We start from the raw sequence: 23,352 nt of genomic DNA, 5'->3' as shown, positions 1-23,352 counted from the left end.
GCTTGCCATTGCACCTATCAGATCGACCAGATGAGCGCGCGACCATATTAGGGTCACCAGCGCCTGTGGCTGCCGGAGAAGCGGTGCGTTCCGTCTTGTTGACTGCCGCGCCATCCGCCAAGGTCATGGCCGCGCGGCACACGGTGCGCGCATGGCGCAAAGGGGCGTTCGCTGCTGATTTCTCCGCCGCCATGCCGGACGTGCCGGCGCGACCGGATCGGCCGGAATTGCTGCGACCGGGCAAAATGCCGCGGCGCGGCAAGGGGAGCTCGATCACCAAACGGATCGCGCTGGTGCACGCTCTGGCGCATATCGAATTTGTCGCCATCGATCTCGCTTTCGACATGATTGGACGGTTCGGCGATCATTTTCCGCGCGCTTTTGCCGATGACTGGTTTCGCGTCGGCGCCGAGGAAGCGATGCATTTTGTGCTGCTCGACCGGCGTTTGCGTGAGATGGGGAGCTTCTATGGCGCGCTGCCGGCGCATGACGGTCTGTGGGATGCGGCACGGGAAACCGCTTATGACGCATCGGCCCGCCTGGCGATTGTGCCGATGGTCCTGGAGGCCCGGGGCCTCGACATCACGTTGGAGACGGTCAAGCGGTTCGAAGCCCAGGGTGATCCGCTCACCGCCAAGGTGCTGAACCGCATTTTCCACGATGAGATTGTCCATGTCTCGTTCGGAACGAAATGGTTTGAATGGTGTTGCGAAAAGCAGAAAAACGATCCGCACGACCATTGGCGGCATCTCGTAAAAACCCACTTCAAAGGCGGGTTAAAGCCGCCTTTCAACGACTCGGCGCGTCGGTCAGCCGGTTTAACTCAAGAATATTATCTTGGTATTGAATAATTAACCAGAATGATTTTACGTCTGTAACAACAAGACGGGGGCAGACTTTTCTGTCAAAATTTGGATCAAGCGTGCTTGATCTTATAGTAACAGGGCTCGATCAGTTTATGACCGACAGTGTAGTATTTTTGTTTCAAAAGGCTGTGAGAAAAGTCACAGCAATTGCCATCCTCGGATCGGCGATGATCTTTTCCCCCGCTGCGATAGCCGCCGAAGAAGCGGCCGATGCCAGCCTTCCGGTTGATGCGCTCAAGTCCAAATCTGCCGAACCCTTGCTTGGTGATGCCGATCCCGCTTTTCGCCTGCTGTTCAAAAAATGGGCTGGCGAAGGCAAGAAGCAACCAGTCAAACTGATGATCCCCTCGCGCAAGCCAGTGGAAGATTTCAAACTGACCAGCTCTTTCGGATTTCGCTCTGACCCATTCAAGGGACGGCGCGCCCGACACAAGGGCATCGACATGGCTGGCCCGGTCGGTACGCCAATTTACGCAACAGCCGACGGTATTGTCGGCCGCTCGCAATGGGTGCGGGGCTATGGCAACTATATCGAAATCAACCATGGCAATGAAATTCAAACCCGCTACGGCCACATGTCGCGCCTTAACGTAAAGGCCAATGCCCGCGTCAAGAGCGGCGACCTGATCGGCTTCATGGGATCCACCGGCCGTTCCACCGGCAGCCATTTGCACTATGAAGTCCGGATCGCCGGCGAAGCGGTCAATCCGGTTCCGTTCATGCAGTCCAATGATTTTCTGATCGCGCAAAAAGCAACTCCCGGCGTTGCCCTTGGCGGTCCTGCCAACTGATATTGCTATTACGAAATACCTTTGGGAGAGGGTGCAAAAGGAGCCGGTCAAGCTGAAGCGCTTGCCGGCTCTTTTTTCTTATTCTCTCCAGTGTGTTTTGACTCTCGGAGAGGCAGTCCCTATCTTGATACCATGACCGAAGCGAACCCCATTCTCGATCAGGATATCATCCTGACCCCCAACGCCGCCAAGCGGGTTGCCGCTATTGCGGAAAAGCAGGAGAAACCTGCTATTTTGCGATTGGCCGTCGAAGGCGGAGGTTGCTCGGGGTTCCAATATCGATTTGGTCTGGCCGAAAGCGTCGAAAGCGACGATGTCGCCGTCGAAGAAGCGGGCGTAACGCTGGTGGTCGATGAAATCAGTCTCGACCTGGTGCGGGGCAGTGCCGTGGATTTCGTCGAATCGCTCGGCGGTAGCGCCTTTCAGGTCACCAACCCCAATGCTGCATCCGGTTGCGGTTGCGGCTCCAGCTTTTCCGTCTGACGCCGGTCGTTGGTTCGCACAAAGTGAAAATAGCCAGTTTCAATATTAACGGGATCAAGGCGCGTCTGCCGCGTTTGCTTGAATGGCTGGAAGAAACCCAGCCAACCGTGGCCTGTCTCCAGGAAATCAAGACCCAGGATGAAGGCTTCCCGGCAGAAGCCTTTGAAAAAATTGGCTATGGCGCGATCTGGCATGGCCAGAAAAGTTTCAATGGTGTCGCTATTCTGGCCCGTGACCAGGTTCCGGAAGAAACCAAACGGGGTCTCGACGGCGAACCGGAAGACGAACATAGCCGCTATCTCGAAGCCAATATCAAAGGCGCTGACGGGCAGGATGTGCGGGTCGCAAGCATCTATCTGCCCAATGGCAATCCGCTGCCGGGACCGAAATTCGATTTTAAATTGCGATGGATGGAGCGGTTGCGCAATCGCGCCGCAGAGATCTGGCAGGAAGAAATTCCGGCGGTGCTGGCCGGCGACTATAATGTGATTCCGCGCGACAATGACGTGTTTTCCGTCAAGGCCATGGCCAGCGACGCATTGATGCAACCCGAAAGCCGGGCCGGATATCAGCGGATCCTGCATGATGGCTGGACCGACGCGCTCGGCGTGACCTATCCGGCGGGCAATATCTGGACCTATTGGGATTATCGCAGCGGCGGATGGCAGCGGGACCAGGGGTTCCGGATCGACCATCTTCTGTTGAGCCCACTGGCGGCGGATCGCCTGCAATCCTGCGGGGTCGACAAGGAGCATCGCGGCCGGGAAAAAGCCAGCGATCACGCGCCGACCTGGGTGCAGCTCGACCTCTGATGCGCATGCTGCTGACGGCTGCCGCAATTAGCTTTGGCCTTTATTGTGTCCTGCTCTTGGGTGCCTATCTGTTCCAGCGCAGCCTGCTCTATTTTCCGGATCAGCAGCCGCTCGCGGATACCTATCTGGCCCAATCCGGATTTAGCAGCGTCGAGATCACCAAGACGGAAGATGGTCCGCTCCGATCCCTTTGGCATGAACCCTCGGATGAACAACAACCGATAATCCTCCATTTCCACGGCAATGCCGGTTCTCATTTGTTGAGATTGCCCTTGTACCAGATGATGGCGCAGGAAGGGGCAGGCGTCTTGGGAGCCGGCTATCCTGGCTATGGCGGCAATGCCGGTTCACCCAGTGAAGCTGCTTTGTTCGCGGCGGCGCAAGCCAATTATGATTGGCTGCGAAAGCGGTATCCCGCGTCTCGTATCGTTCTTGTCGGCCAATCCCTTGGCACCGGCGTCGCGACATGGCTGGCAACCGAAAATCCCGCGGCTGGCCTGATCCTCGAAGCCGCCTATTCCGGCATGGACGACATGGCACAGCGGCAGTTTCCGATCCTGCCCGCCAAATATCTCGTCAAGGACCGCTATCGCTCGCTCGAGCGCATTGATACCATTGCGATGCCGTTGGTCTGGATCCACGGTACCGCTGATGCATTGATTCCCTTTGCCATGGGTCAGCGCCTGTTTGATGCCGCAAAACAACCGAAGGTTGCGCAGCCGATGACGGGTGGCGGGCATAATGACTTGTGGGATCGCGGGATTGACCGGATCATCCGCGAAGAGGCGGTGCGCCTTGTGAATAGCAGCGATCCGGATGGCCAGAACGTCCCTTGAGGCGCCGTTTTCAAATCGCTTTTTCGTACACCGTATAAACCCGATTGACCTTGGCCTGAATCGCATCGGCAATGGCGACCATGCCTTTGTTGTCATCCAATATCCAGCCCAGCTCCCCGCGCACCGCGCCATAGTCGGCCACCGCTTCCCGGCGGATATATTCGATCATCATGAATGCCATTTGGCTGGCAAGGCGGCTGTTTTGCAGCTCCTTGATCACGCCCATTAACGGCACCCGCATGGTTGGGGATTTCGGAAATTTGAGCCACCACAGCAATTTGGCCCAGTTAAACGGCAACAAAGACCCGTTCATGTCTTTGGTCCGGTCATTGAGATCGGGCAGGGTGATCATGAACGCGACCGGTTTGCCGTCCAGTTCGGCGATCCGGATCAGGTCTTCGAACACAATCGGTTTGAGCTTCACGCCGACATGATCAATTTCACCGTCGGTCAACGGCACGAATCCCCAATTGTCCGACCAGGCATCGTTGAGAATATGCATGATGATCTTTGCTTCGCGATCAAAATGCGCCTTGTCGACCTTGCGAATGGTCAGTTTGCTGTTGCGTTCGCCCGATTTGATGATCCGGTCAATTAACGGCGGAAAACCCTCAACGATCGGCAGGTCATAGGTGAACAGCTCCTTGACCATGGCATAGCCATTCTCTTCGATCCAATGCTGATAAGCCGGGTTGTGGTGCCCCATCATGACGGTTGGACTATGGTCGTGGCCTTTGGTGAGCAAGCCGGGTTCGTCCCATACCGAAAGGCTCATCGGCGCGATGATCCGGTGCATGCCTTGCTGTTTCAGCCAGCTTTCGGCCGCTGCGATCAGCGCATCTGCAATGGCCGCATTTTCTGCCTCCAGCAGTCCCCAGTTTCCGGTGCCGGGGCCAAGTCCCTGCTCGACCGGTTGTTCAAAAGACAGATGGTCATAATGAGCGCTGATCCGGCCAACCACGCGGCCATCTTGCTCGGCCAGCAGGAGCTGGACCGTCGCATGTTCATAGAACGGGTTTTTCTTTGGGCTCAGCAACGCATAGACCTCGGACTTGAGCGGTGGAACCCAGCGGGGGTCGCTTGCGTTGAGCCGGTAGGCCAGATCCACGAAAGCCTTGGTCTGGGCCTTGGTGGTAACCGGTTTGATGATTATATCAGACGTCAAGATCGTGTATTGCACCTTCCAAGCTGCATCGGCACCATATTGGTATGCGCTGGCTGTGGCGTCAATCCGCCCGTCCTGTCAAGAGCGGGACCGAGGCGGACAATCACAGGCTTGCCATCATATCGCCACGATGTTCTGGTGATAGCACCGCAAAACGAAGACAGGACATTATGGAAAACACGCTCCCCCTGACCAAGAATAATGACAGGTCAACAGAACAAACATCCGACACGCCGGCCCGCCAGCGCATGGAGGATGACAATGAGCTGATTCGCACCGCTGCGAAAGTGACGCGGGATCTGCACGCCTTGCGCCCGGCAATCTACTGGACGGACCTGCTTTTGTCGGTCCTTGTCGGCTATGGCGCCATGGCGGCCGCGATCCTGGTGAGCAGCACCGGTCTGGCCATCGCCGCGGGCATTGTTTCCGTGCTTGCGCTCTATCGCGCCGGCAGTTTCATCCATGAGCTGACTCATATTCGCCACGCATCAATGCCCGGTTTTCGCCTCGGCTGGAACATCCTGGTCGGCGTGCCGCTTCTGCTGCCTTCGTTCATGTATGAAGGCGTCCACAATCTGCATCATGCCAGAACCCGCTATGGCACGGTCGAGGATCCCGAATATCTGCCGCTCGCGCTGATGAAGCCCTATACGGTGCCGTTATTCGTCCTCGTGGCATCGCTGGCACCCGTCGGCCTGTTGCTGCGCTATGCAATCCTCGCGCCGCTTTCCGTAATTATTCCGCCGCTGCGGAAGATTGTGGTTGAGCGCTATTCCGGTCTGGTGATCAATCCGGAATTCCGCCGCCGCCATCCTGAAGGCGCTTTCCGTAAGCAATGGTATGCGCAGGAAATAGCCGCGAGCCTCTGGGCGATTGGACTGCTTACCATGGTGGCAACCGGTATCCTGCCAATGCGCGCATTTCTGATCATGATCGCCATCGCTTCCGGGTCGGTTGTGCTTAATCAGGTGCGGACTCTGGTCGCGCATTTGTGGGAAAATGATGGCGAAGTGATGAGCGTGACCGGCCAATATCTCGACAGTGTCAACGTGCCGCCGCCGGCAATGTTGCCCGCCCTGTGGGCGCCTGTTGGCTTGCGCTATCACGCGTTGCATCATCTGCTGCCGGGACTGCCTTATCATGCGCTGGGCGAAGCCCACCGCCGGATCGCTGCTGCGTTACCGCAGGAATCGACCTATTACCGGGCCAATCACAAGGGCCTGTGGGGTCTGGTTGCCGGTCTGGTGCAAGGCAGCGCGCGCTGATGCTATTCTTCGGTCCGGACGAGAACCGTTTCGCCGATAAGGAAGAACAGTACAAACGGAGCCCAGGCCGCCAAAATTGGTGGGTAAGCGCCGATTGTACCCATGGCCAGCGAGAAATTGTCGGCCACGAAATAGGCAAAGCCAAGCGCCATGCCGAGTACTGCGCGGACAAAAAGCTGTCCCGAACGGGCCAGTCCGAACGCCGCGACAGCGCCCAGCAGTGGCATCAGGACGGACGATAGCGGGCCGGATATCTTATGCCACAGGCTGGCCTCCAGCCCCATGGTTGGCCGCCCGGCGGCCTTGAGATCAGCAATGGCTGCCTGCAAGTCAGGAAAGGACAGGCCTTCCGCATTGACATTGGCAAGCGTGAACTGATCGGGACGCAAACTGTCGCCGATGGTCAGTTTCTCTTCGGTTTGCTCCGTGCCCGTAGAAACATCAAAGCGCGTGACGCCGGTAATTGCCCAGCCAGACCCGGTGAACCGGCCTTCCTCCGCCTGCATCAGGCTTCTTAGCCCGTTTCCGGTGCGGTTGTAGATGGTGATGTCTCGGAGCACGACATCCGATCCCTTGCCGATCACGGTTTTCGCATTGACCAGATTATTGCCGTCGCGCACCCAAATATTAGTCCGCACGTTGCTTTCCGCCGGGATCGGGCCGAACTCAACCTTTTCCCACTGGGACAGCCGGTCGGTTGCGGGTGCGACGACTGTTTCGTTAAACAGAAACGATATGATCGCGATCAGAAAGCTGGTCAATATCAGGGGGGCGAGGATCTGATGGGCGGATAGCCCGCCGGATTTCATCGAGACGACCTCGCTATTCTGGTTCAGCGTAGCTGCGGTAATGATGGTGCCAAGCAAGACCGCAAAGGGCAGAAAACGGGCAATCAGCTGCGGTGCACGCAGCGTGACATAGGTCCACAGCTCGCCTTCGCCATTGCCTTCATGGGCCAGGATCTTGCCGCTTTCGCCAAGCAGATCAAGCGCTTGCAAGACCAGCACCAGCAGCGCGAGCACGGCGATGGTCCGGAGCACGAACATTTTGGCCATGTAGAAGGCCAGGGTTCGGGATGGGAAAAAGTTCATGGACGGTTTTCTCCCAGCCCGGTGAGCGCGCTTATTCTATTCTTTGACATCGGCCCGCTTCCGGTTGAAGTTGAGAATCCCCTTGAACACCCCGCCAAAGCGCGAAAAGGCCTTTTCAAGCGCGCCAATGGGCTGCCCGCCGGGAACATGCGCAACCATGTGATACATCCACAGGATAAGCCCGCCAAACAGGACAAAGGGCACCCACAGGGCGATGATCGGATCGACAATGCCGAGGGCGCCGACATCCTCTCCATATTGATTGACCTTGTGATAGGTCACAATCATGACGATCGAGATAAACACGCCGAGCGCCGAATTGGACCGTTTGGGCGGGATCGCGAGCGCGAGGGCGAGCAACGGCATGAGCAGCATCATGACCACCTCGACCATCCGGTAGTGGAAATTGGCCCGGCTTTCATTGCGCTCTGTCTCGGGGCGATTCTCATCGAGACCCACGCGAACCAGTTCCGGGATGGTATATTCCAGATTCTTGCCGCCGCGCGACCGGAAGGCCTCGATATCCGGCAGGTCGATCGGCAAATCGTGGCTGCTGAAACTCAATATCCGCGGCTGCTCATAGCTTGGCGCATCGTGCACCAGAACACCCTGAGAAAGTCGCAAGATGATCGTATCGGGGTCATCCGTCGCGAGAAACTGGCCTGATTCGCGGTGACCGACACGGTCTGACCCGATTTATTCTCCGCGCGGACGAACATCCCGCTCAATCGGGTGCCATTGTCCCGGCTTTCCTCGATCCGCATCGTCATCCGCTCGCCCAATTTGGTGAATTCACCGACTTTGATCGAGGCTCCGAGCGCGCCGGAGCGCAGTTCGAACCGCAATTCTTCGTAATAATAGCGGGACAGGGGCTGGACAAAGCCGACCAGCGTGAGGTTGACCAGCATCAGGGTCACGGCGAACATGTAGGGGACCTTGAGCAACCGGCCATAGCCTTGGCCAACCGCCCGGAAAACATCGAGTTCGGAGCTCAGGGCGAGCTTGCGAAATGCTAGCAGGATACCGAGTAGCAGGCCGATCGGAATGCCGAGCGACAGATATTCGGGGATCAGATTGGCCAGCATCCGCCACACAACACTGACCGGCCCGCCTTCCGCGGCGACAAAGTCGAACAGCCGCAGCATCTTTTCGAGCACCAGCAACATGGCCGCGATAACCAGCGTGCTAAACAGCGGAACCGCGATCAACCGGGCGATATAGCGGTCAGTAGAACTCAACAATTTCAACTTATCGTCGCCCTCTCACCATGTTTCTGCCGCAAATGAACATCATTAAGTCTCTTATATCAGGGGGCTGATTCTAATGACCTGCCGCAGTTGAAAGCAGGTATAACGAGTAGGAGTATTTTCGTCATGTTGAAATTTGCAGCTTTTTCTGCCCTTTCAACCGCCCTGTTGGCTGTTTCCGCCCCCGCCATGGCTGGTGGGCAGAAAATCAGTAACGACCTGAGCAAGTGCCAGGCGGGCAATGGCCCCGCCGTATTGGTCAAAATTAACGGCCTGAAATCAGCCAACGGCAAGGTCCGCGTCCAGAGCTATCGGGGGATCAAGGCCGAATGGCTGAAAAAAGGCGCCTGGCTTAATCGTATCGAAACCCCGGCAAGTGCGCGGAGCATGACGGTCTGTGTGCCGGTGCCATCAAGCGGCACTTACGGTATCGCGGTCCGGCATGATCTCAACGGCAACGGCAAGACCGACATCTCGTCGGATGGCGGCGGCATGTCGAACAACCCCAGCATCAACATCTTTAATCTTGGCAAGCCCAGCTACAAGAAGACGAAATTTTCAGTGGGCAATGAAGTGAAATCGATCACCATCAACATGAAATATCTCTGATGGCGGTCGCGTACGGAAAGGCGGAGCGGACATAGTGACCAATGTAGCGTTACTTTCGAATCCCAATTCAACGGGCAATCGCGCGATTTTGCCGGAAGTACGCTGTTTCTGTCTCAAGAATAGCGACGTTTTCCACTATGAAGTGGATGATGTCGATGAAATCACCAAAGCCCTGAAAACCATCGCCCGGGTCAAGCCCAAGGTGCTCGTGATCAATGGCGGTGATGGCACGGTTCAGGCCGCACTGACCGAATTGCACCAGGGTGGTCATTTCGGCGAAAACCCGCCGCCGGTGGCGGTTCTGCCCAATGGCAAGACCAATTTGATTGCGCTCGATCTCGGCGCGGAAGGCAATCCGCTCAAGGCGCTCGAACGGATCGTCGAAATGGCCAAACATGATCTGCATGAGCACCTGGTGGCGCGCGAGCTGATCGAACTGACCGATGGCCAGGAAGGCACCAAGGCGGTGCTCGGGATGTTCCTCGGCGGCGCTGGGCTGTCCGAATTCATTCTCTATTGCCGGCACAAAATCTATCCGCTGGGTCTGCCCAATGCGGCGTCGCATGTGCTGACCGTTTTTGCGGCGCTGGCGTCGCTGCTGTTCGGCATCCGGGCCAAGTTTCTGCCCAACAGGCCATCGCCAATCAGCATTTCGCTGATCCGCGACGGCCAATATCAGGGCAATTTCGCGATTCTGATCGTGACGACGCTGGAAAAATTATTGCTCATGCGCCGCTTGACCCGTTCGCGTGCGCGCGTCGGGCGGATGCAGTTCATGGCGATTGACCACAAGCCGGTCGTCTTGCTGCGCTTCATTTTCTCCGCCTTGTCCGGGCGCCTCGGAAAAACGGCACAAAAGGGCATCCATCTCGAACAGGGTGACATGATCCGGATCGAAGGCGAGGGCAGCAATGTGGTGATGGACGGCGAGCTGTTCCGCGCACAGGAAGGGCGGCCGATTATCTTGAAATCGACCAAGCCGGTCTCTTTCCTTCGCCTGGCTGCCTAGGCTATCATCCCCGCGTGAGCGTTCTGACAAATCTGATCGAAGCGGAACTGGCGGAGCCGGTAGACCCGCGCGTCCAGGCCTTTGCCGAAGCGGTCGCGCAGCGCTATGGCGACGCGTCCCGGGCGGTGCTGTTCTATGGTTCCTGTCTGCGAACCACCGAGCTGGACGGGCAGATGCTCGATTTCTATCTGATCGTCTCGAGCTACGAAGCCGCCTATGGCAAAAGCTGGCTGGTCCGGGCCAACCAATTGCTTCCGCCCAATGTCTTTCCGGCCGAGCATGACGGTCTGGTGGCCAAGGTCGCGGTGCTTAGTGAAGCGGATTTTCACAAACTTAACCGTGTCGATGCCAGTGCGGTCAGCGTCTGGGCGCGGTTTGCCCAGCCATCGCGGCTGGTCTGGTCCGCTGACGAAGCGGCAGCCAAACGGGCCGTCGCTGCCATCGAAGGCGCATCGATCACCTTGTTCGAACTGACCATCCCTGTTCTCGGCACGCAACCCCAGACGCCGCTGCGTATCTATCATCACGGCTTTGGCCTGACCTATGGGGCCGAGTTGCGGGCCGAGCGCGGCAACCGCCCGGGTTCGGTGGTGGATGCGGATCCGGAACGCTATGAGCGTTTTGGTCTGGCGACGATGGTGGCCTTGCAGCAACAGGATCCGGCGGAATCCGTCGAAATGTCGACCGCAGAGGCAGAGAAGCGCTGGAAAACACTCCGGCGCAACGGCAAGATGCTGACGCTGGCTCGGCTGGCCAAGGCTTCCGGGACCTATGCTGGGGGCATTGACTATCTCGCGTGGAAGATAAACCGCCATGCCGGTACCGATTATGTTATCAAACCCTGGCAGCGCAAATGGCCCATTTTGGGCGCGCTGGTGATGCTGCCGCGGCTGATTGCCGGAGGCGCGATCAAATAGGCTGTCTTTGAGGGAGAAGAATATGGCCCATAATCTCAAGAAGAATCCGATCCATTTGGGACTGGGCGGAACCGCGATATCCTTGCCGGACTTTACCGGAGAGATGGACTGGTATGCCGATTATGCCGAGCAGACCGCATCGGATGGCAAGGACGGACGACTGGTTGCGATCCACAGCTTCAAGGAACCTTGGGATGTCTGGGAAGTGCATCCGGTGGGCAGCGAAGTCGTTTTATGCCTGGACGGGAAAATTACACTCACGCAGAAAGACGGGCCCGACGGCGCAGAATCGACCGTTGAACTGGCCGCGGGGGATTATGCGATAAACCAGCCCGGCGTCTGGCACACCGCCGATGTCGACGCGCCCGCCACGGCCCTGTTTATCACCGCCGGAGAGGGCACCGAAAACCATCCGCGCTGACGCGGACAGGCCTAGCGGTCCTTATAATCCGGCTTGCGCTTGCTGAAGAACGCCTTGGCGGCTTCACGGCTGTCCTCGGTCATGCTCAGCATTGCCTGCTGCCGGTCTTCGATCGCCATCGCCGCTTCGAAGCTCTGGGCATCGATATTGCGGTTGAGCGCGTCCTTGGTCAGACGCAGCCCCATTGGCGCGGTATCGAGCATCTCGTCCGCCAGCTCCAGCCCGGTTTCCAGCAGTTTATCCGGGGCCACCATCGCACTGAGCAACCCGAGATTTTCGGCGCGATCGGCATGGATGAACCGGCCGGTCAACAGCAGCTCGGAGGCGAGTGAAGAGCCGACCAGTCGGGGCAGAAAATAGCTGGAGCCCATATCGCATCCGCCCAGACCGATCTTGATATAGGCGGCGTTCATCTTGAGATCGGGCGCGCCAAAGCGGACGTCGCTGGCGAGCAGCAGGGAGAATCCGCCGCCACAGGCAGCCCCTTGCGCCAGAGAGATGATCGGCTGCGGACATTGCCGCATCAACTGCATGACCGTGGCAATCGATCTTTGGGTCCGCCAGATATGCTGGACCTGGCCTCGCGAACCGTCATTCTTCCACGCGCCGATATCAAGCCCGGCACAAAAAGCCCGGCCCTCGGCGCGGAACAGCACGACCCGGATATCATGGCGATCCTGCAACGCCCGGAAATAATCCCGCAGCGCAAAGATCATGTCCTCGTTCATCGTGTTGAGTTTGTCCGGCCGATTGAGCGACAAAATCTCGATCGGTCCGCGCTGTTCTATGGTGATGGAATTAGTCACAATGGATATCCGTTGGTAAATTGAGGGTGGAGACGAATTTTTCTATCTTGGCCATATCATACGCGACCCAATGATCCGTGTTGTTTTGACCGATCTCGGGCTGTGCCCGTGCTTCTGTACAACAGAAGCATACAGCAATTTCGCCGAGTTGATTGGCTTTGTCATCATAATAGCGAAAAAAGTGGTGAGGAATGAAGCAGGCTGCTTCATATCCGAAAGACTGGTCATCTGGCGGTCTGTAAGTGACTGTTTTCTGGCTTATTGCCAATTCAAAACGCTTGCGTTCGTTCGCGGACAACAGGCGCCCGTTCGGATTGCTCGACCGTTCGCTGCCATCCTTGGCCGCAGGCATATCGTTGATAAACAGCCTGACACTTGCTGCATCGGGATACGGAACCAAGATGCTCGTTGAAATTTGAACCGGCTGCGCAGCCTTTTGTGCATTCTCGTTACTGCAACCGGCCATTAGACAAGACATTCCGGTGACTATCAAAGAAGCCAGAATGGTCTTGCAAACCTGCACCTTCAGATGGCTCCGACCGCCTTGCCGGCTGCTGCGAACATCCCGAGGATCTGATCGACCTGTTCGCTGGTATGCTCCGCACAGAGCGAACAGCGCAGCAGGGTCATGTTGGCCGGCGTCGCCGGTGGTCGTGCCAGATTGACATAGAGGCCTTCCTGCAACAGCGCCTGCCACATCATCGCGCCGCGCTCGAGGTCCGGCATGATCACCGCGATGATCGCGCTCTGGGCTTCGGGCGTCCCGAGCTCAAATCCCAGATCGCGCAGGCCCTGGTGCAGCTTCTTGCTATTCTCCCACAAATGCGCCCGTTTGTTACCGCTGTGCATCAGCTTGCGGATCGATGTCGCGGCCGTGGCCATGACGCTGGGAGGCAGTGATGCGGTGAAGACATAGGGGCGACAGACCAGCCGCATGATTTCAAACTTGGGATGGTTGGAGACGCAGAAGCCGCCAACCGTGCCGACGCTTTTGGAGAAAGTGCCGATGACAAAATCCACGTCGTCGATCACGCCCTGATCTTCGCAGACACCGCGGCCATTTTCGCCGATAAAGCCCATGCTATGGGCCTCGTCGACCAGGGTCATGGCGCCATTTTCCTTGCAGACACGGATCATTTCCTTGAGCGGAGCGACATCGCCGAGCATCGAATAGACGCCTTCGAGAACCACCAGCTTGCCGGCTTCTGCAGGCAGGCGTTTGAGCCGTTTTTCGAGCGCTTCGACATCATTGTGCCGAAAGGCCACGATTTCGGCATTGCCCATCGCACAGCCGTCATAAATCGACGCATGGCTGTCAATGTCGAGGATCACATAATCCCCCTTGCCGGCCAATGTCGAAATGATGCCCAAATTGGCCTGATAGCCGGTGGAAAAGACCATCGCATGGTCCATGCCGTAAAATTCCTTGAGCGCGTCTTCGCAATCCTTGTGCGGACTATAGGTGCCGTTGAGGACCCGGCTACCGGTGGTGCCGGATCCGAAGTCTTTAAGCGCCTGCAGGCCGGCCTCGCGGACGTCGTCATCAAAGGTCATGCCCATATAATTATACGTGCCGAGGAGGATGGTTTCCTTGCCGTTGCAAACCGCGACGGTCGGTGATTTAACTTCTTCCATCACCAGCGAAAACGGGTCTTTCACACCGGTCGCCAGCAGCGTTTCCCGCTCCTGGATCAGCGGATCAAATTTTGATAAAAGGTCGGTCATCTGTCTTGTCCCTTAGCCCACCCGCTGCTGTTCGAGCATCGCAATGCCAGGCGCCCAAGCCTGGATCATGCGGAGATTGGAACAGCGGGGCTGGCTTGATTGAAAGTCTAGTTATCCATCAGCTTGGCAACCGCATCGGCGAGTTGGCCGACCGTCTCGATTTCGGCCTGCATGTTCATCGTGATGATGATATCAAATTCATCTTCAACCGCGGCGACAAAATCCATGACGGTCAGGCTGTCCCACTCCAGATTGCCGGCAAAGGTCGTATCGTCTTTCAGCTCCACGCCCTTGCTGTTGAAAGGACCGATCAGGCCTTCGACCTTGCTCATGATTTCTTCGCGACTTGCCATATTATCTTCCTAACTTGTTCTGATTAGCCTTTGCCAACTCATGCGCCCCATTGGCAAGGGAATAAGGCGTAAACAGGGCATTAGCTTGCCCAATTGGGCGCTTTATGGCATTCCTAGCCGGGCAATTGGGGGTGGGACGATGGAAGAAAGCAGAAAGTGGCCGGACGATGCGGTCATCGCGCTCAGGGCTACGCAGCAACATCATGTCCAGCTCAGTCTGATGGCCGACAACAAGGCGAATATGCTGCTCGGCGCGACGTTTATCGTGTTCACTCTGGCGGTCGGTCAAAGCCAGTCCGGCATCCTGTCCTTGCCCCTGGCAATCCTGGCGATATTTTCCTTCGCATCGGCGGTATTTGCCGTGCTCGCGGTGATGCCAGTCACCACACCACCCAAAGACCGGGCGCCGAACATGCTGTTTTTCGGCGGCTTTTCCAATATGGATGAAGGGGAATATGTCCACCGTGTGCTGACCACCGAGTTTGAAAATCAGGAAACAGTCTATCGCGCCATGCTGCGCGATATCCACCAGATCGGTCTGGTCCTCGGAAAGAAAAAATTCCGCTATCTCGAATGGGCCTATCGCGTTTTTCTGTGCGGACTAACGCTGACGCTGCTGAGCTATCTGGTTGAACAGGTTACCGGTCCGCTGCGCTAGGCAGATCACCGCCAGTCGAGCCATAATTCCTCGATCGCCCAGACCACGCTGCCGCGCGTTGCGCCCGGTTTCCGGTCGGGATGCAACTGGAAGCGGCCGATTTTGCGAAACCAGGTTTCATAGAAAATATGCAGTTCCATCCGCGCAAGGTGCAGGCCGATACAGGTATGGATGCCCGACCCAAAGGCGCCATGGCGGTAGGCTTTGCGGTCGACCGATACAGTCATCGGATCGTCGTTGAGCTTTTCATCCCAGCCGATCATCGCCAGCGGACAAATGATCATCTCGCCCTTTGCCAGTTTCTGTCCCGCCAATTCGGTATCCTCGGCAATGTACCGAGGCAGGTTGATGAACGAGTAGCGCCGCAGCATCTCCTCGGTCACGTCGGTGATGCATTGCGGATCATCGATGATGCGCTGCTGCAACGCCGGATCGGTTGCGAGATGCCGCATGCCAAAGCTCAGCGCATTGACGACGGTATCGAGGCCGGCAAGAAACAGCAGGTGGGCGATTGACAGGAGCTCCTCGAAACTCATCGCCCGGCCGTCGACTTCAGACTGGATGATATGGCTCATCATGTCATCGCGCGGGTCGGCCTGTCTCGCTTTCACAAACTCGGCGAGAATGGCGATGATCTGCATTTGCACATCCATCGCTTCGGGCGTGCCCGCCTTTTCGAAATTCTGGTTCACCAGGGTACGAAATTCGTCAAAACGATCAATCGGCAAACCGAGCATTTCCATGAATACCGAGACCGGAAAGCGCGAACCGACCGCGTCAACAAATTCACATTCGCCATCGGCTGCGACCGCCCCGATCAACCGGTCGGCCCATTCCTGGATGCGCAATTGCAGCGGGGCAATTGCCTTTTTCTCGAAAAATGGCCGGAGCATCTGGCGATAGGGCCGGTGTTCTGGCGGGTCGAGCGACAGGGGAATGGTCTTGGGGGTGTTTTCCTGTACCGGAATGGAAAAATTCTGGTTCGAAAATATATTCGGCTTGCGCAACAAGTCGATCATCAGATCGCTGTCCGTTACAATCCAGTGCCCGCCATTATCGTGGGTCCAGAATAGCGGCGGCGCCTCCTGTTTCAGTTTCAGAAAGGCTTCGTGGACGTCAACCTTGATCGCCGGCTCGGCATAAATATCAAAATCATGTGTCGGCACGTCGCTGCGTATTCTGGCTGCTGTCGGCATATGTCCTTCTCCCGCAGCATATATGCACGATATCGGGCGGGTTAGCAGCTATTGAAAATAGCGAGAGTCAGAGCCAGTCGTTCTGGCGATACCATTTGGCAGTTTTTTCGAGTCCCTGGGAGGTCTCGATCGCAGGTTCCCACAAGGCCGCTGGCAGGCGGCGTCCGGGATTGATCGTCCAGTCGTCATGACAGAAATAGCTCACCCGGTCTTCGGTCAGCTTGGCTTTTGGACCCCGGACCAGACCGTCGGATTTGGCCGCTAGCCGCAGCAGCGTGCGGGAAACAGCGAGTGGTCTGATATCGCGGCCCATCGCCTGTCCAATGGCTTTGGCAAAGCCGGTTTGGGTCCAGCCTCCGTCCGCGCCGTCATCCACTTCGAATATTTCCGCCGTCAGATCCTCATGGGCAGGAATAACTGAAAGCAAGGCGTGCGCGAGGTCCGTCACGTGAATGACCGATACCCGTCCATCGGCATCGGGGGGCAGCGGAATGAAGCCGAAACGCGCGGATTTGAACATATCCAATGTATCCGTATCACCCGGCCCATAGACCCAGGGCGGGCGGACGATCGTCCAGTCGAGGCCGCTTGCCGCGACGATTTTCTCGGCTTTGGCTTTGGTTTCGCCATAGACCGACAGCCCCGGTTGAGTGGCCGCGAGCGACGAGACATGCACAAAGCGCCGGCACCCGGCCTTTTTCGAAGCTTCGACCACATTCAGGGTTCCCGACACATTGCCGGCTTCAAATCCGGCGCGATCCGGTGCGTTGACCACACCGGCGACATGAACCACGGTGTCGGCTCCGGCACAAAGCGCCTCGAGGCTGGCCGGATCATCAAGGGATCCCTTGATCCAGTCGACATTGGGCCGGTCATCCTGCCTTTGACGGGTCAAGGCCCGGATGCGGTGACCGGCCCGCACCGCATGATTGAGCAGATGACCGCCGACAAAACCGGTTGCTCCGGTCAGCGCCACCGTCTGTGCTTTGCTGGCAATCTTGCGCCCCCGCTTGGTCGTCATATCAACACCAGTTGATCCCGGTGGACCACCGCACTTCGGGGAGCATAGCCCAGCAAGGCTTCCAGTTCGGAGCTCCGCCGGCCGATAATCTTGGCGCAGTCCAGCGCATCATATTCCGCAAGACCGCGGGCAAATACCTGTCCGTCCGGGTCGACCAGATCGATGACGTCGCTGCGTTCAAACTGCCCTTCGATGGTAATGATTCCCGCCGCCAAAAGGCTGTTGCCCTTTTGGATTGCTTCCACGGCGCCCGCATCAACCGAAATCGTCCCGGCAGAAGTCAGCCGCCCGCCGAGCCAGCTTTTGCGGGCATTGGCCTGACCACTGGCCTTGAACAGGGTCCCGACCTTGGTCAGCTGATAGTGCTCCAGCGGATGATCTTCCCGCCCGGACAGGATCGACAGGTCAATACCGGCCAGATTGGCAATCGCCGCCGCTTCGAGTTTCGAAACCATGCCGCCGGAACCGAGGCCAGAGGAGGAACTGCTGTCAGCCATGGCCATGATCCGTTCGTCAACCGCTTCGACAAGACCAATAAATTGTCCTTCGGTCTCGCTGTCCGGGTTGCGGTCATAAAGGCCATCAATATCGGACAATAGCAGGACACGGTCGGCATGGGCCGCTTGGGCCACCCGCGCCGCCAGCCGGTCATTATCGCCAAAGCGAATTTCGTCGGTGGCAACGCTGTCATTTTCGTTGATCACAGGGACGGCGCGGTTCTCAATCAGTTTGCCAAGCGTGGCGGTGGCGTTGAGATAGCGTTTGCGGTCCTCCATATCGTCCAGTGTCAAGAGCATCTGCGCTGCGGTCAGGTCCTGTTCCGCCAGCAATTCGGACCACAGGCTGCTCAGCGTGATCTGGCCGACGGACGCCGATGCCTGCGCGTCCGCGAGGCTGGCCCGCCCGCCTTTGGCCAGGCCCAGCTTGCGAGCGCCGAGGGCGATTGAACCGGAGGAGACAATGATCACCGAAGCGCCAGCCTTGTGCAACGCGGCGATATCCGAAACAAGCGTCTTCAACCAGGCGCGGCGCGGCGCTCCGGTCTCGTCTATCAGCAGGGACGATCCCACTTTGATGACAATTTTCTCGGGATTCTTCGTCGTCACAATGGGGACCAGTCCTTGGTTCCCTCGCTCTCGTCGTCGAAGGATTCAGGGCGCTCTTTGCGCTCAATCGAACTATTCTGCCCGACCGCTTCCAGCACCTTGTTGAGCACCGCTTCCATGCCGTCTCCCGTCGCGCCGGACAGGCAAAGGATATCGCTCGCACCAGCCGTCCTGAGATCAGCCGCGATGGATTCCATCAGTTCATCATCAAGCAGATCGGATTTGTTCAGCGCCAAAATCTGCGGTTTGTCAGCCAAACCACCGCCATAGGTTTCGAGTTCCTTGGTCACCGTTTGCCAGGCCTCGACCGGATCATCGCCGGTCGCGTCGATCAGGTGGAGCAGCACTTTGCATCGCTCGATATGACCGAGAAACCGGTCCCCGATCCCCGCGCCTTCTGCGGCACCGTCGATCAAGCCGGGAATATCGGCGAGGACAAATTCGCGGTTCTTGTGCTGCACAACGCCAAGCTGCGGATGAATGGTGGTGAACGGATAGGCGCCGACCTTGGCATTGGTATTGGTGATGGTGTTGATCAGGGTCGACTTGCCGGCATTGGGCAGACCGACCAGTCCGGCGTCGGCGATCAGCTTCAGCCGCAGCCAGATCGCCGCTTCCTCACCCGGTTCGCCGGGCTGGTGCTGGCGTGGTGCCCGGTTTGTCGAACTTTTGTAGCTGGCATTGCCGCGACCGCCGATGCCGCCTTCCAGAAAGACCTCGCGCTGGCCTTCCTGGGTGAAGTCGAGCAGGACATGCTCCTTGTCTTCCGACAGGATCTGCGTTCCGACGGGGACTTTGATGACCAGATCGCCGCCGCCCGCACCGGTGCGATTGCGTCCGGCGCCCCCTTTGCCGCGCGGTGCGCGCAAATGTTGCGCATAGCGAAAGTCGATCAGCGTATTGAGACCTTCCACAGCAACAAACACGACATCGCCGCCTTTTCCTCCATTGCCGCCGTCGGGACCGCCATATTGGATATATTTTTCTCGCCGGAAACTGACGGCACCGGGCCCACCGGCGCCGGAGCTGACATATATTTTGGCTTGATCAAGAAAATGCATGGAACAGCATTTAGGGATGCGCCGCGCGAAAGGCTAGCGTTTCATTCCGCTGCGTGCAGTTGATCCATTTCCTCCACCCGCGGATCATTGGGATAGACCCATTCATCGCCGATCACCTGATCCACCGCCAGATCCGGAGGAACGACGTTCAGACCGATCATTTTGTCGCATGTCTGGTGAAAGCTGTAGATGCGGGCTTCCTGATAGCTGAGTGGGACGCTTTTGAACCCGTCGCTTTCCATCGACTTCTGAATTTGCTCGCCAAATTGCGTGTCTTCCAGAATAATCGGGCTCATATCCCGGCCATTGGGCTTGCTCGCATCGGGTACGGTCCACAAGTCCGGCGCCGGGCCATCGCCCCAATCGAGCGCCATGGTGATCAACTCCAGTCGCGTCGTGTTGAGACCGGTCGGCCAGAAGATCAGCGGCGGCACAAAATAATTGGATAGCGGCGACACCCAGTTTGGAAACATTGTATAGCTTTGGGTGCAGGTGCGGCCCAGTTCTCCAACCGTGTAGATTTCCTGCCATTCGGGCGGGGATTCAACGGCGCGGACATGTTCGCGATCGGTGTTGACCGGCGCAGGCGCCAGCATTCGGGCATGGCCGTTCGGATAGATGGTGTTCACATTGCGTTTGCTGTCCACCAGCGGCGCGACGGTTTCGGGGTGGATGAACGGGACATGGTAGACTTCCATATTGGCCTCCATTGCAACCTTCCAATTGCAATGGAGATCAAAGCTGTGCCGCGATGCGAGTTTTATCTTGTCGAACTGAAATTCTTCCCAGTCATCCCACATCGGTCCCAGCCATTGCTTCAATGGCATCGCGTCCTCATCGAAATTGATGAATACGAGATTTCCAAGCCGTTCGCATTTGACCGCTATCAGGCTGCGGCACGAGAGATCGAGATCCGTGAAGTCCTGCTTCTCCGGTACGCCGACCAGGCTGCCGTCGGTCTTATAGGTCCAGTTGTGATAGCTGCACATTAGTCGTGGCGCCCGCCCCTTGTCTTCGGTCACGACGGGTGCGCCGCGGTGGCGGCACGTGTTGTAAAAGGCCCTGATTTCACCATCCATGCCATGGACGATAATCATCGGCGTTCCCGTATTTTCCCATTTCATGAAGGATCCCGGTTCGGGTATCTCGTCGACATGGGCTGCAAACAGCCAGCTTTTTTTCCAGATATTCTGCTGTTCCAGATCATAATAAGCCTGCGACGTATAGCGTCCCGCAGGAATGTCCGGCAAATGCGGAAAGCGTTCGGGAGGCGCACTTCTCTGGCCTTCCCATTCCATCAGCCGCTTGATATGATTAATATAGTCCGGATCCATCGCCATTGCTGCTTTTCCTCCTTGCAAGGCCCCTGATGGCACCGGGTGAACCCGACTGTCGATTGCCAATTGTGATATGGTCGACCACCATGGCTGGCGGTGAACAAAATTTTACAGATATATCAAGCGGTAGCAGGCCATGCCCGGGCGTCGGAAATCCGCCATGTTCATATTCAGTTCAACTGTTTCGTGGCTAAAATACTGATATCAATGTAAGTATCATTTGAAATCTGTTGCAGCTACGTATATTCCACCGTTCCAACATGGCGATCGAGATGCAAAAAACAAACGACCAAGTCGCTCCAGTTGGAGGAGACATGGCAGATCGGAACGCAATTGCGGATCAATTGTCGGAAATCCTTGCGCGTTTGGATTCGCATCCCGGTGCCGATATCGCTGCCATCCACGTCCATCATGCGCTCAATGCGATCGAAGAAATGGAAAAGCTGGCGGCAAAATCCGAAAGCTGTTCCGGCGCTGATATCGCAATCGCGAAAGACTGACGTCTCTTGCCACGGCGGCTTGTCATAGGCCGCCTTCTTTTTCTCAGCCGCGTTTAACCCAGATCGCTGGTCATTTTTGTCAATATGGATGTCATCAGGCTTTCGCCCTCGTCGCTTAGCGTGAGATAGGTGATCCGGCGATCGGTATGGCTGGGATGGCGGCTTACCAGGCCCAGGTCGGACAGTAATTTTATATAGCGCAGCGAAGTGGTCCCAGGAATGCTGGCACCCAGCGAGACATCCGACACCGAGACTTTTTTCCCGGTGATCCCGCAAACATAGAGTTCGAGCAAAATGTTCCAGGCGGGCTCGCCCAGATTGTTGAGTTCGTCCGAAAGATGCTTTTCCCGCGCCCGAAAAATATTCGATAGCAGGAGCGCGAAGTGATAATTGTCGCTTAGGTCCGGATGCATTGACCCGCCGTCATCGATCCGATTGAGTACAGATTTTACACCGCTGGATATTTCTTCCAACAGGCCCAAAACCCTCTCACTTGTGTCTTCGCCATTGGTCATGTCAGGCGACAACAGCAGAAAATTTGATGGCTTGTCTGACATTCTACTCCCCCAACTCGTGCATTATACTTCTCGTTCCGTCCGTCCATCCGCTCACCTGTCACAGCTGCCCTCGGTCACGCATGCTGGTCCATCCGGCGCGTCCGACGATGATATGATCATGGACCGAGACGCCGAGTTCGTGGCCGGCGGTCGCCAGCCGCTGCGTGGCCAGAATATCGGATGTGCTCGCTTCCGGGTCACCGGACGGGTGGTTATGCGCCAATATCAGCGCCGTTGCGCCAAGCTCGAGCGATCGTTTCAAAATTTCTCGAGGATATATCGGAGCTTCGGAGATTGATCCCCGCACGACTGCTTCGTCACGGATCAACCGGTTTTTCGCATCCAGAAACAGAACCCGCACTTCTTCCACCGGCAAATGCGCCATGGCGACCACCAGATATTCGATGACATCACTGGCATTGGTCAGGCACACACGTTCGACCATTTTCGATTTCAAGGACTGGACAAGTACAGTCTGAACCAGGGCCAGTAGTCGCGAAGCTTGATTGGGGAGGGTGGTCTCAGCGCTGGCGGTCAACGCCGCTCCGAGCGAGCCAAATTCATTGAGGATATCTTTTGCGAGGTCTGCTGCATTTCCAATATTGGCAACGGTCAGGAGCCGTTCCAGGATTTGTCGGTCCCGAATTGTCTGATCCGCTGTTGGTGACGCAAAGTACCGGCGATGATTATGATCAATATCGGATAGTTCCATAAAGCAACTATCGCGAAGTAGGCTTGCGGGAGCACCTCCGGCAAGAATATCATTGGAATGTGCGATAACACCTGAACGGTCTGGAGAGCGCATACCCATAGCGGCCAATATCTTTCTGCGTGCATTGCAATATAAAAAAACAGGATCAGTGCGGTTGTGTCGACGATCAGGATTCCGATTTCCACACCTGCGAAATCTCTGCCGAAAACCGAGTAGACGAGAGGTGAAAGTAAAACACCGGTCGTGTTAACTGCCATTGCCAGTCGTTCCGGACGTCCGCCCCAATAGCCTGCAACTATGCAGGTCATTCCAAGGAGGATGAGGTATAATTCAGCCGGAAGCACACCTGACCGAACCAAATATCATTGGCTCGGTCAAGTGCATCCGTGGCATCAAGCGGTTTCTACTGCCCGCAATTCGAACTTTTCTTCGGTCTCTCTGCTCGCCTGCGCTGGAGGGCATGGAATCAGATCACCCATGCCGACGGTTTCGAGGCCGGCTTCATCGCGATCCGCAGCCAGATGGCTGTGGGCTTCGACGATTTCGCGATAGCATTGGGTGGCCTGGGTGGCGGCTTCGAGGACCTTCTCGGACGCGTCAACGCCGGCGGTGAGGGAGAAGCGGGTGCCAGGCGCCATCCGGGCGGCAGCAATGCTGCTCATCAATTCGCCCATTTGCACCATGGTCAGGTTGAGGGATTTCTCGACTTCATTGATTTTCTTGGCGATAGGGCGAGCGGCTTCGAGGCGTTGATTCAACATAAGAGTCTCCTGTCACCGGCGGGGGCCGATGATGTTCTAGGGGTCAA

Annotated in this window: 27 protein-coding genes and 1 pseudogene; 12 read left to right on the top strand and 16 right to left on the bottom strand. The window is 57.1% G+C overall.

Annotation, left to right across the window (positions count from 1 at the left end; all coding sequences use genetic code 11):
* Positions 1-125: 125 nt before the first annotated feature.
* From ACZ1GS_RS12170 to ACZ1GS_RS12150, 5 genes are all read left to right on the top strand, one after another.
* Complete coding sequence (locus tag ACZ1GS_RS12170) at positions 126-851, top strand: ferritin-like domain-containing protein (RefSeq protein WP_472698130.1); 726 nt, start codon at positions 126-128, stop codon at positions 849-851.
* Between the two features lie 182 nt (positions 852-1,033).
* Positions 1,034-1,657, top strand: a complete 624-nt coding sequence (locus ACZ1GS_RS12165) for a M23 family metallopeptidase (RefSeq protein ID WP_472695450.1) — start codon at positions 1,034-1,036, stop codon at positions 1,655-1,657.
* 132 nt (positions 1,658-1,789) lie between these two features.
* On the top strand, positions 1,790-2,140 hold the full coding sequence (gene erpA / locus ACZ1GS_RS12160; RefSeq protein WP_472695449.1) for an iron-sulfur cluster insertion protein ErpA: 351 nt from the start codon (positions 1,790-1,792) through the stop codon (positions 2,138-2,140).
* A 23-nt stretch (positions 2,141-2,163) separates the two neighbouring features.
* Entirely contained in the window at positions 2,164-2,952 is a 789-nt protein-coding gene (gene xth / locus ACZ1GS_RS12155; protein ID WP_472695448.1) for an exodeoxyribonuclease III, read from the top strand.
* Positions 2,952-3,788 (top strand): alpha/beta hydrolase, encoded by an 837-nt coding sequence (locus ACZ1GS_RS12150; RefSeq protein WP_472695447.1) that lies wholly within the window; start codon positions 2,952-2,954, stop codon positions 3,786-3,788. The genes xth and ACZ1GS_RS12150 overlap by 1 nt, the downstream gene beginning before the upstream one ends.
* 10 nt (positions 3,789-3,798) lie before the next feature.
* Here the strand turns inward: ACZ1GS_RS12150 and ACZ1GS_RS12145 are convergent, their stop codons facing one another.
* Positions 3,799-4,956: an N-acetyltransferase gene (locus tag ACZ1GS_RS12145; RefSeq protein WP_472698129.1), complete on the bottom strand. Its 1,158-nt coding sequence runs from the start codon at positions 4,954-4,956 to the stop codon at positions 3,799-3,801.
* 167 nt (positions 4,957-5,123) lie between these two features.
* On the opposite strand from ACZ1GS_RS12145, the gene ACZ1GS_RS12140 reads away from it, so the two are divergent.
* Positions 5,124-6,218, top strand: a complete 1,095-nt coding sequence (locus tag ACZ1GS_RS12140; RefSeq protein WP_472695446.1) for a fatty acid desaturase family protein — start codon at positions 5,124-5,126, stop codon at positions 6,216-6,218.
* A gap of 2 nt (positions 6,219-6,220) precedes the next feature.
* On the opposite strand, the gene lptG is transcribed toward ACZ1GS_RS12140, so the two are convergent.
* Together lptG and lptF are read right to left on the bottom strand one after the other, a co-directional pair.
* On the bottom strand, positions 6,221-7,309 hold the full coding sequence (lptG, locus tag ACZ1GS_RS12135) for an LPS export ABC transporter permease LptG (RefSeq protein ID WP_472695445.1): 1,089 nt from the start codon (positions 7,307-7,309) through the stop codon (positions 6,221-6,223).
* Between the two features lie 36 nt (positions 7,310-7,345).
* Positions 7,346-8,550, bottom strand: a pseudogene (lptF, locus tag ACZ1GS_RS12130) (LPS export ABC transporter permease LptF).
* A 132-nt stretch (positions 8,551-8,682) separates the two neighbouring features.
* Between lptF and ACZ1GS_RS12125 the strand changes: the two are divergent.
* Genes ACZ1GS_RS12125 through ACZ1GS_RS12110 form a run of 4 tightly spaced genes read left to right on the top strand, consistent with a single transcriptional unit; the run spans position 8,683 to position 11,512 of the window.
* Positions 8,683-9,165 (top strand): DUF2141 domain-containing protein, encoded by a 483-nt coding sequence (locus tag ACZ1GS_RS12125; RefSeq protein ID WP_472695444.1) that lies wholly within the window; start codon positions 8,683-8,685, stop codon positions 9,163-9,165.
* A gap of 34 nt (positions 9,166-9,199) precedes the next feature.
* Entirely contained in the window at positions 9,200-10,174 is a 975-nt protein-coding gene (locus tag ACZ1GS_RS12120; RefSeq protein ID WP_472695443.1) for a diacylglycerol/lipid kinase family protein, read from the top strand.
* A gap of 14 nt (positions 10,175-10,188) precedes the next feature.
* A complete protein-coding gene (locus ACZ1GS_RS12115) occupies positions 10,189-11,091 on the top strand; it encodes a hypothetical protein (RefSeq protein ID WP_472695442.1) in 903 nt (300 codons plus the stop codon).
* 22 nt (positions 11,092-11,113) lie between these two features.
* Positions 11,114-11,512, top strand: a complete 399-nt coding sequence (locus ACZ1GS_RS12110; RefSeq protein WP_472695441.1) for a cupin domain-containing protein — start codon at positions 11,114-11,116, stop codon at positions 11,510-11,512.
* 11 nt (positions 11,513-11,523) lie between these two features.
* On the opposite strand, the gene ACZ1GS_RS12105 is transcribed toward ACZ1GS_RS12110, so the two are convergent.
* The 4 genes from ACZ1GS_RS12105 to ACZ1GS_RS12090 all read right to left on the bottom strand — a co-directional run bounded on the left by ACZ1GS_RS12105 (position 11,524) and on the right by ACZ1GS_RS12090 (position 14,396).
* The gene (locus ACZ1GS_RS12105; RefSeq protein WP_472695440.1) at positions 11,524-12,318 is read right to left on the bottom strand and encodes an enoyl-CoA hydratase/isomerase family protein; all 795 of its coding nucleotides are present in this window, start codon (positions 12,316-12,318) and stop codon (positions 11,524-11,526) included.
* Positions 12,311-12,784, bottom strand: a complete 474-nt coding sequence (locus tag ACZ1GS_RS12100) for a hypothetical protein (protein ID WP_472695439.1) — start codon at positions 12,782-12,784, stop codon at positions 12,311-12,313. The genes ACZ1GS_RS12105 and ACZ1GS_RS12100 overlap by 8 nt, the downstream gene beginning before the upstream one ends.
* Positions 12,785-12,843: 59 nt before the next feature.
* Positions 12,844-14,043: a serine palmitoyltransferase gene (gene spt, locus ACZ1GS_RS12095; protein WP_472695438.1), complete on the bottom strand. Its 1,200-nt coding sequence runs from the start codon at positions 14,041-14,043 to the stop codon at positions 12,844-12,846.
* Positions 14,044-14,150: 107 nt separating this feature from the next.
* Complete coding sequence (locus ACZ1GS_RS12090; RefSeq protein WP_472695437.1) at positions 14,151-14,396, bottom strand: acyl carrier protein; 246 nt, start codon at positions 14,394-14,396, stop codon at positions 14,151-14,153.
* A 139-nt stretch (positions 14,397-14,535) separates the two neighbouring features.
* Between ACZ1GS_RS12090 and ACZ1GS_RS12085 the strand changes: the two genes are divergently transcribed.
* Positions 14,536-15,054 (top strand): Pycsar system effector family protein, encoded by a 519-nt coding sequence (locus ACZ1GS_RS12085; protein ID WP_472695436.1) that lies wholly within the window; start codon positions 14,536-14,538, stop codon positions 15,052-15,054.
* Between the two features lie 5 nt (positions 15,055-15,059).
* On the opposite strand, the gene ACZ1GS_RS12080 is transcribed toward ACZ1GS_RS12085, so the two are convergent.
* The 5 genes from ACZ1GS_RS12080 to ACZ1GS_RS12060 form a co-directional block, all read right to left on the bottom strand.
* A complete protein-coding gene (locus tag ACZ1GS_RS12080) occupies positions 15,060-16,250 on the bottom strand; it encodes a cytochrome P450 (protein ID WP_472695435.1) in 1,191 nt (396 codons plus the stop codon).
* A 67-nt stretch (positions 16,251-16,317) separates the two neighbouring features.
* Positions 16,318-17,271: an NAD-dependent epimerase/dehydratase family protein gene (locus ACZ1GS_RS12075; protein ID WP_472695434.1), complete on the bottom strand. Its 954-nt coding sequence runs from the start codon at positions 17,269-17,271 to the stop codon at positions 16,318-16,320.
* A complete protein-coding gene (gene proB / locus ACZ1GS_RS12070; protein WP_472695433.1) occupies positions 17,268-18,377 on the bottom strand; it encodes a glutamate 5-kinase in 1,110 nt (369 codons plus the stop codon). Before proB ends, ACZ1GS_RS12075 begins: the two co-directional genes overlap by 4 nt.
* Positions 18,374-19,438, bottom strand: coding sequence for a GTPase ObgE (obgE, locus tag ACZ1GS_RS12065; RefSeq protein WP_472695432.1), 1,065 nt, complete (start codon positions 19,436-19,438; stop codon positions 18,374-18,376). The genes proB and obgE overlap by 4 nt, the downstream gene beginning before the upstream one ends.
* Before the next feature lie 41 nt (positions 19,439-19,479).
* Positions 19,480-20,778, bottom strand: coding sequence for an aromatic ring-hydroxylating oxygenase subunit alpha (locus tag ACZ1GS_RS12060; protein ID WP_472695431.1), 1,299 nt, complete (start codon positions 20,776-20,778; stop codon positions 19,480-19,482).
* Between the two features lie 311 nt (positions 20,779-21,089).
* Between ACZ1GS_RS12060 and ACZ1GS_RS12055 the strand changes: the two genes are divergently transcribed.
* Positions 21,090-21,275: a hypothetical protein gene (locus tag ACZ1GS_RS12055; protein ID WP_472695430.1), complete on the top strand. Its 186-nt coding sequence runs from the start codon at positions 21,090-21,092 to the stop codon at positions 21,273-21,275.
* A 53-nt stretch (positions 21,276-21,328) separates the two neighbouring features.
* On the opposite strand, the gene ACZ1GS_RS12050 is transcribed toward ACZ1GS_RS12055, so the two are convergent.
* From ACZ1GS_RS12050 to ACZ1GS_RS12035, 4 genes are all read right to left on the bottom strand, one after another.
* Positions 21,329-21,832 (bottom strand): MarR family winged helix-turn-helix transcriptional regulator, encoded by a 504-nt coding sequence (locus ACZ1GS_RS12050; RefSeq protein ID WP_472695429.1) that lies wholly within the window; start codon positions 21,830-21,832, stop codon positions 21,329-21,331.
* Between the two features lie 58 nt (positions 21,833-21,890).
* Positions 21,891-22,544, bottom strand: a complete 654-nt coding sequence (locus ACZ1GS_RS12045; RefSeq protein WP_472695428.1) for a JAB domain-containing protein — start codon at positions 22,542-22,544, stop codon at positions 21,891-21,893.
* Positions 22,445-22,801, bottom strand: a complete 357-nt coding sequence (locus ACZ1GS_RS12040) for a hypothetical protein (RefSeq protein WP_472698178.1) — start codon at positions 22,799-22,801, stop codon at positions 22,445-22,447. Before ACZ1GS_RS12040 ends, ACZ1GS_RS12045 begins: the two co-directional genes overlap by 100 nt.
* Positions 22,802-22,936: 135 nt before the next feature.
* The gene (locus ACZ1GS_RS12035; RefSeq protein ID WP_472695427.1) at positions 22,937-23,305 is read right to left on the bottom strand and encodes a hypothetical protein; all 369 of its coding nucleotides are present in this window, start codon (positions 23,303-23,305) and stop codon (positions 22,937-22,939) included.
* Between the last annotated feature and the right edge of the window lie 47 nt (positions 23,306-23,352).

Source organism: Parasphingorhabdus sp. W113 (assembly GCF_055693205.1).
The sequence above is the reverse complement of the archived record's forward strand: the minus strand, read 5'-3'. Positions and strand labels throughout refer to the sequence as shown.

Coding starts and splice junctions, on each gene's coding strand:
- ACZ1GS_RS12075 (WP_472695434.1), bottom strand. CDS start 17,271: ATGACGACCAAGCGGGGGCGCAAGATTGCCAGCAAAGCACAGACGGTG.
- ACZ1GS_RS12060 (WP_472695431.1), bottom strand. CDS start 20,778: ATGGCGATGGATCCGGACTATATTAATCATATCAAGCGGCTGATGGAA.
- ACZ1GS_RS12050 (WP_472695429.1), bottom strand. CDS start 21,832: ATGTCAGACAAGCCATCAAATTTTCTGCTGTTGTCGCCTGACATGACC.
- ACZ1GS_RS12140 (WP_472695446.1), top strand. CDS start 5,124: ATGGAAAACACGCTCCCCCTGACCAAGAATAATGACAGGTCAACAGAA.
- obgE (WP_472695432.1), bottom strand. CDS start 19,438: ATGCATTTTCTTGATCAAGCCAAAATATATGTCAGCTCCGGCGCCGGT.
- ACZ1GS_RS12080 (WP_472695435.1), bottom strand. CDS start 16,250: ATGCCGACAGCAGCCAGAATACGCAGCGACGTGCCGACACATGATTTT.
- ACZ1GS_RS12085 (WP_472695436.1), top strand. CDS start 14,536: ATGGAAGAAAGCAGAAAGTGGCCGGACGATGCGGTCATCGCGCTCAGG.
- ACZ1GS_RS12090 (WP_472695437.1), bottom strand. CDS start 14,396: ATGGCAAGTCGCGAAGAAATCATGAGCAAGGTCGAAGGCCTGATCGGT.
- ACZ1GS_RS12110 (WP_472695441.1), top strand. CDS start 11,114: ATGGCCCATAATCTCAAGAAGAATCCGATCCATTTGGGACTGGGCGGA.
- ACZ1GS_RS12170 (WP_472698130.1), top strand. CDS start 126: ATGGCCGCGCGGCACACGGTGCGCGCATGGCGCAAAGGGGCGTTCGCT.
- ACZ1GS_RS12100 (WP_472695439.1), bottom strand. CDS start 12,784: ATGGCCGGTTGCAGTAACGAGAATGCACAAAAGGCTGCGCAGCCGGTT.
- ACZ1GS_RS12035 (WP_472695427.1), bottom strand. CDS start 23,305: ATGTTGAATCAACGCCTCGAAGCCGCTCGCCCTATCGCCAAGAAAATC.
- ACZ1GS_RS12040 (WP_472698178.1), bottom strand. CDS start 22,801: ATGGCAGTTAACACGACCGGTGTTTTACTTTCACCTCTCGTCTACTCG.
- spt (WP_472695438.1), bottom strand. CDS start 14,043: ATGACCGACCTTTTATCAAAATTTGATCCGCTGATCCAGGAGCGGGAA.
- lptG (WP_472695445.1), bottom strand. CDS start 7,309: ATGAACTTTTTCCCATCCCGAACCCTGGCCTTCTACATGGCCAAAATG.
- ACZ1GS_RS12165 (WP_472695450.1), top strand. CDS start 1,034: ATGATCTTTTCCCCCGCTGCGATAGCCGCCGAAGAAGCGGCCGATGCC.
- erpA (WP_472695449.1), top strand. CDS start 1,790: ATGACCGAAGCGAACCCCATTCTCGATCAGGATATCATCCTGACCCCC.
- ACZ1GS_RS12125 (WP_472695444.1), top strand. CDS start 8,683: ATGTTGAAATTTGCAGCTTTTTCTGCCCTTTCAACCGCCCTGTTGGCT.
- ACZ1GS_RS12045 (WP_472695428.1), bottom strand. CDS start 22,544: ATGGAACTATCCGATATTGATCATAATCATCGCCGGTACTTTGCGTCA.
- ACZ1GS_RS12150 (WP_472695447.1), top strand. CDS start 2,952: ATGCGCATGCTGCTGACGGCTGCCGCAATTAGCTTTGGCCTTTATTGT.
- ACZ1GS_RS12055 (WP_472695430.1), top strand. CDS start 21,090: ATGGCAGATCGGAACGCAATTGCGGATCAATTGTCGGAAATCCTTGCG.